This window comes from Microcoleus sp. BM001215392 (assembly GCF_036700185.1).
In the GTDB taxonomy this organism is placed as follows: Bacteria; Cyanobacteriota; Cyanobacteriia; order Cyanobacteriales; family Microcoleaceae; genus Microcoleus.
Map to the genome: position 1 here is coordinate 3054 of NZ_JAUBOJ010000371.1, position 4461 is coordinate 7514.

Below are 4461 nucleotides of genomic sequence, written 5' to 3' on the forward strand. Positions count from 1 at the left end.
CGTCGGCGGTTGTGTCGGAGGCGTCGGCGGTTGTGTCGGAGGCGTCGGCGGTTGTATCGGAGGCGTCGGCGGTTGTGTCGGAGTTGGCGCAGGTGGAGCCGGAGGGGCTGGCACAGGCGTCGGCGTCGGTGCAGGCGGAGGCGTCGGCACAGTCGTCGGCGGTTGTGTCGGAGGTGGTGGAGGCGAGACAGCAAAACTATTAAAAATCTGGGTACTGCTGAAATTTCCCAAATTTTGGATCACACCAGAACCAGGAGTAGTCCCAGTCGGCGTCGCAAAGAAGTTGAAAATCTCCACATCTGAACCATTAACAATGCCATCTTGGTTCAAGTCAATCACCAAACTGGTGCCATTTCGTCCCAAGCCCGTCTTTCCAGGAGCAAGAGTGAGTGAAAGCGTTACTCCCGGAATGGTTAAGGAATTTATGCCACCCGTATCTGAAATTAAGCTACCTTGAGCCGTCGTACCATCCAACTGATAAAAATCATTGCCCGCCCCTCCAAACAAGATATCAGCACCGCCACCACCAACCAGAGTATTATTTCCCCCATCTCCAAACAAAATATCATCGCCCAACCCCCCGTTTAAAGAATCATCGCCGGCCTCACCGCTCAGCCAATCATTACCAGCTCCCCCATTCAGGATGTCCTTACCATCACCACCAAACAAGAAGTCAATACCATCGCCACCAGACAGGAAGTCATCACCAGCCAAACCATCTAAATAATTAGCGCTTGTATTCCCTGTCAAAGAATCATTACCGCTACCACCGATAATATCTTCGATGTTAATCAGAACGTCCGCTCCCTGTCCCGTTGCCGTCCCGGTTGCCAAATTAGCGACTATCGGCCCAGTTGCTGTTCCGTAAGAAACAAGATCAACACCTGCTCCACCATCAAGCGTGTCATCGCCAGCTCCCCCGCTCAGCAAATCATTGCCAGCCCCGCCATTCAGGATGTCATTACCATCATCACCAAACAAGAAGTCAATACCTTCTCCACCATCAAGCGTGTCATTACCAGCTTCCCCAACCAGGAAATCGTCGCCCAATCCGCCACCGAGAAAGTCATTGCCATCACCGCCGAACAGGAAGTCACCGCCATCTAATCCCAACAGAGAGTCATTGCCAGCAAAACCATCTAAATAATTAACGCTAGCATTCCCTGTCAGAGAATCATTACCACTGCCGCCGATAATATCTTCAATACCGATGAGAGTATCGGTGCCCTCTCCTGTTGCTATCCCTGTCACGAGATTTACCAGCACAGGAGTTGTCGCTGCCGCATAGGAAACAAAGTCAAAACCATCTCCGCCGTCGATCGAATCGCTGCCAGAACCTCCACCCAGAAAATCGTCGCCGACTCCCCCTTTGAGAATGTCATTGCCATTACCGCCGTATAGGAAATCGTCGCCATTCTCTCCTGAAATTGAATCATCGCCATTATCACCAAACAGGGAGTCACTGCCATCCCCGCCATTGATGGAGTCATTGCCAAAACCGCCAATTAAAAAATCGTTGCCCAATCCGCCTAGAAGAGTAGCAGATTTGTTCGCACCAGCGATCGTCTCATCGCCGATCAGAGTATCATTCCCCGCATCGCCAAGGATTAAGTCATTACCACCAATGCTGAAAATAAAATCATTACCTTCACCTCCGCTGAGAGTTGAATTGCCAAGCCCGTCAAGTAAGGTGTCATCGCCAAGTCCGCCGACGAGTGAGTTATTGCCCTCATCGCCGAAGAGTAAGTCGTTACCTCCAAGGCCGACGAGGGTATCTTTTCCTCCGGCTCCGAAGATGTCGTCATTGTTCGCAGTTCCTGTGAGTAAGGTATCATTGTTATTTGGTGCAAAAATAGATGCCATGATTTAATTTTCTCGCTGAGAGAGTATCTGGTTTTTTGCTACTTAAAATGAGCTATTTCGGTTTTGTAGCCGCACGAAATAGCATTTAGTAATGACTAAATAAAGTTCGATCGCAGATGTATTTTTGATCTGGTGGTTGTTACAATCTCAGATATGACTTAGAGCCGAGCTGTAAGCTTGTCAGTATAATCACATAGATTATTTGTACAATCAATTCATAAAAGTCATAACTTAAAGTCATAAAAGTCATAACTTAAAGTCATAAAAGTCATATCTTGTTTTTTTGAGTACCGTCTGCGGGCAGAATTTCAATATTAGACAAGATTAAATTCATTGCCTTTGATCTGGAAATTATCTAGGTTGAGCCGTGTTAATCTGCCTTGTATCTGCGGTTAATCGGCTCGCATCAAAGATTTATTAAATACAAATAAGATTGCTATTTCCTTGCTGCATTGGATCTGGGGTCTAAAACGTCTCGCAGCCCGTCGCCTAAAAGGTTGAAACCCAGAACTGTCAAGGTAATCAGCAAACCTGGAAACAAAATAGTCCAAGGAGACGAAAGAGCGTATCCGCCTTTGAAAGCATCCGAAAGCATAGTTCCCAACTCCGGCGCCGGTGGCTGGGCGCCCAAACCGAGAAAACCTAAACCAGCAGCTTCTAGTGTCGCTGTACCAGTCGAAAGAGTTGCTTGTACAACAAGCGGCGCGAGACTTCCCGGCAAAATGTGGCGAAAAATAATCCGCAAGTCGCTAGCGCCCAAGGCTTTGACAGCTAAGACAAATTGTTGTTCTCGCAGCGATAGCACCATGCTGCGTGTGAGGCGGATGTAAATGGGAATTTGCACGACGCTGACGGCGATAATTACGCTTTGCAAGCTGGGCCCGGTGACCGTGACAATGGCGATCGCCAGTAATATTGAAGGAAAAGCTAGCAAAATATCTGCCAAAGTGCCGATCGCCACTTCAGCCCATCCGCGAAAATACCCAGCAAAGAGCCCCAACAGAGAGCCCACAAATAATCCCCCACCCACCGAAACCAGGCTGACGAGCAAAGATATCCCCAATCCGTGCCACACCCGCACGAGCAAATCTCGCCCCAAACTGTCGGTGCCGAACCAATGTTTGGCGCTAGGAGCCACTAATCGGGACAAATAATCGCGATCGACCGCAGCATCGTAGGGGGAAAGTAGGGGAGCTAACAGTGCCACAATAATCAGCGCTACAGTCAAAATCAAGCCGATTTTCCCGGAGGTCGATCGACCAAATCGCTGCCAAGCTGGCTGTAAAAATATTAAGCTGTTCAGCGATTTTTGCTGTTTCATTACCATCTAAAATCCTTGTGGTACCCATAAACTGATTAATTCATTGACAAGGGCGAGCAATTCAGATACAGACTCATTGATTTCAGGCGCTTCAAATCCATGAATAAATCGGTTTCTCACGTTTAAAAGTAGCATGGCGCGATCGTACTCTTCGATTGAAAGTTCTCCTTGCGAATACATATGTTTAATCAGAGATACAGTTGGAAATCTTTCAATTGGAATAATAGCCTCCTGGGCCCGTCTACGCAGCAGTGCTTCAAATATTCCCCAAAGTGACAAAAAAGCCCCTTCATTTTCTCCCAATGAGATTAGGCGTTCGCTCTGTGTTATTCTACTAAAAATTTGCTCCAAAGATAATAGATTTACTTCCTTGGCTTCGTCTTTCAGTAAAGCATCTTCTTCAGTAATTAACATGAAACGCCAGCCTGTATTTTCAGAGACTATTTCAGCAATTTCTTTCAACCTGTCTATGGATGTTTGCCTACCAGAACCATTGAATTCGATTATATAACCTTCGGCTTCGTTCTTTTTGGCAATCAAATTTGGGCGATATGTACCTAAATTGAAAGGGATGTCTTCTGGTTCAGGCTCAACAAATACTTTATAGCCTTCTTGCCGATATTTTTCAGCAATTTTAGATACTGATGTGTCGTGTATTAATTTAGCAGTCATAGGTAACTCTCCAATGCTTTTGCTTCACGTATTCTAACGTAGACGCACTCACTACCAGATATGATGCCATGCAGCAATAATAATGGACATAGAGCAAGGTTAAATGTGCCACTAAGCGATCGAGGATGTGACTCCACATCTGTGACAAGTGAATCATCCTCATAAACTAACCCAATTAATGCGTCCTGTATGGGCTTTATTATATTGTCTGTGTCAACAGGGTCTGTATCATATAGATAAACTAAAGTTAAATCAACGTTTCCAGAATAAGGAGTTCCTACCCAAGTTTTTGATGCTTCTGCACGCACAAATTGTTGCCAATTTTGTAGTTTGGTTCTCTGCCTAGTTTGCAAAGATACAGGGCGTCTTGGAATCAGAAACTCAAATTGCATTGGCAACTCCGAAACTTAAATATGAAAGCAGGTATTAAAGGATAAATTCATACATAATTTTAATTTTTTTAATTGTAGAAATATTTTTTTTTGCTTGTACTAATGTATTATAATTCTATCTCTAAAATTGGCTGAACAGCTTAAAATTTCAATAGACTAGAGTGCAAAAATCATAGAAGGGCGTAGCATTTGGACATAAAATCTTAGGTTTAA

At 45.2% G+C, this 4461-nt stretch carries 4 protein-coding genes; all 4 read right to left on the reverse strand.

The genetic code is table 11. The features are described from left to right. Positions 1-1863: calcium-binding protein (locus QT974_RS28070; protein ID WP_333471676.1), on the reverse strand; the 1863-nt coding region annotated here is incomplete at its 3' end. Positions 1864-2299: 436 nt separating this feature from the next. After that, complete coding sequence (locus tag QT974_RS28075) at positions 2300-3184, reverse strand: ABC transporter permease (protein ID WP_333471677.1); 885 nt, start codon at positions 3182-3184, stop codon at positions 2300-2302. A 6-nt stretch (positions 3185-3190) separates the two neighbouring features. After that, positions 3191-3856 carry a hypothetical protein gene (locus QT974_RS28080; protein ID WP_333471678.1) on the reverse strand — a complete coding sequence of 222 codons (666 nt, stop codon included), beginning with the start codon at positions 3854-3856 and terminating at the stop codon, positions 3191-3193. Continuing rightward, entirely contained in the window at positions 3853-4248 is a 396-nt protein-coding gene (locus tag QT974_RS28085) for a RusA family crossover junction endodeoxyribonuclease (RefSeq protein ID WP_333471679.1), read from the reverse strand. Before QT974_RS28085 ends, QT974_RS28080 begins: the two co-directional genes overlap by 4 nt. Between the last annotated feature and the right edge of the window lie 213 nt (positions 4249-4461).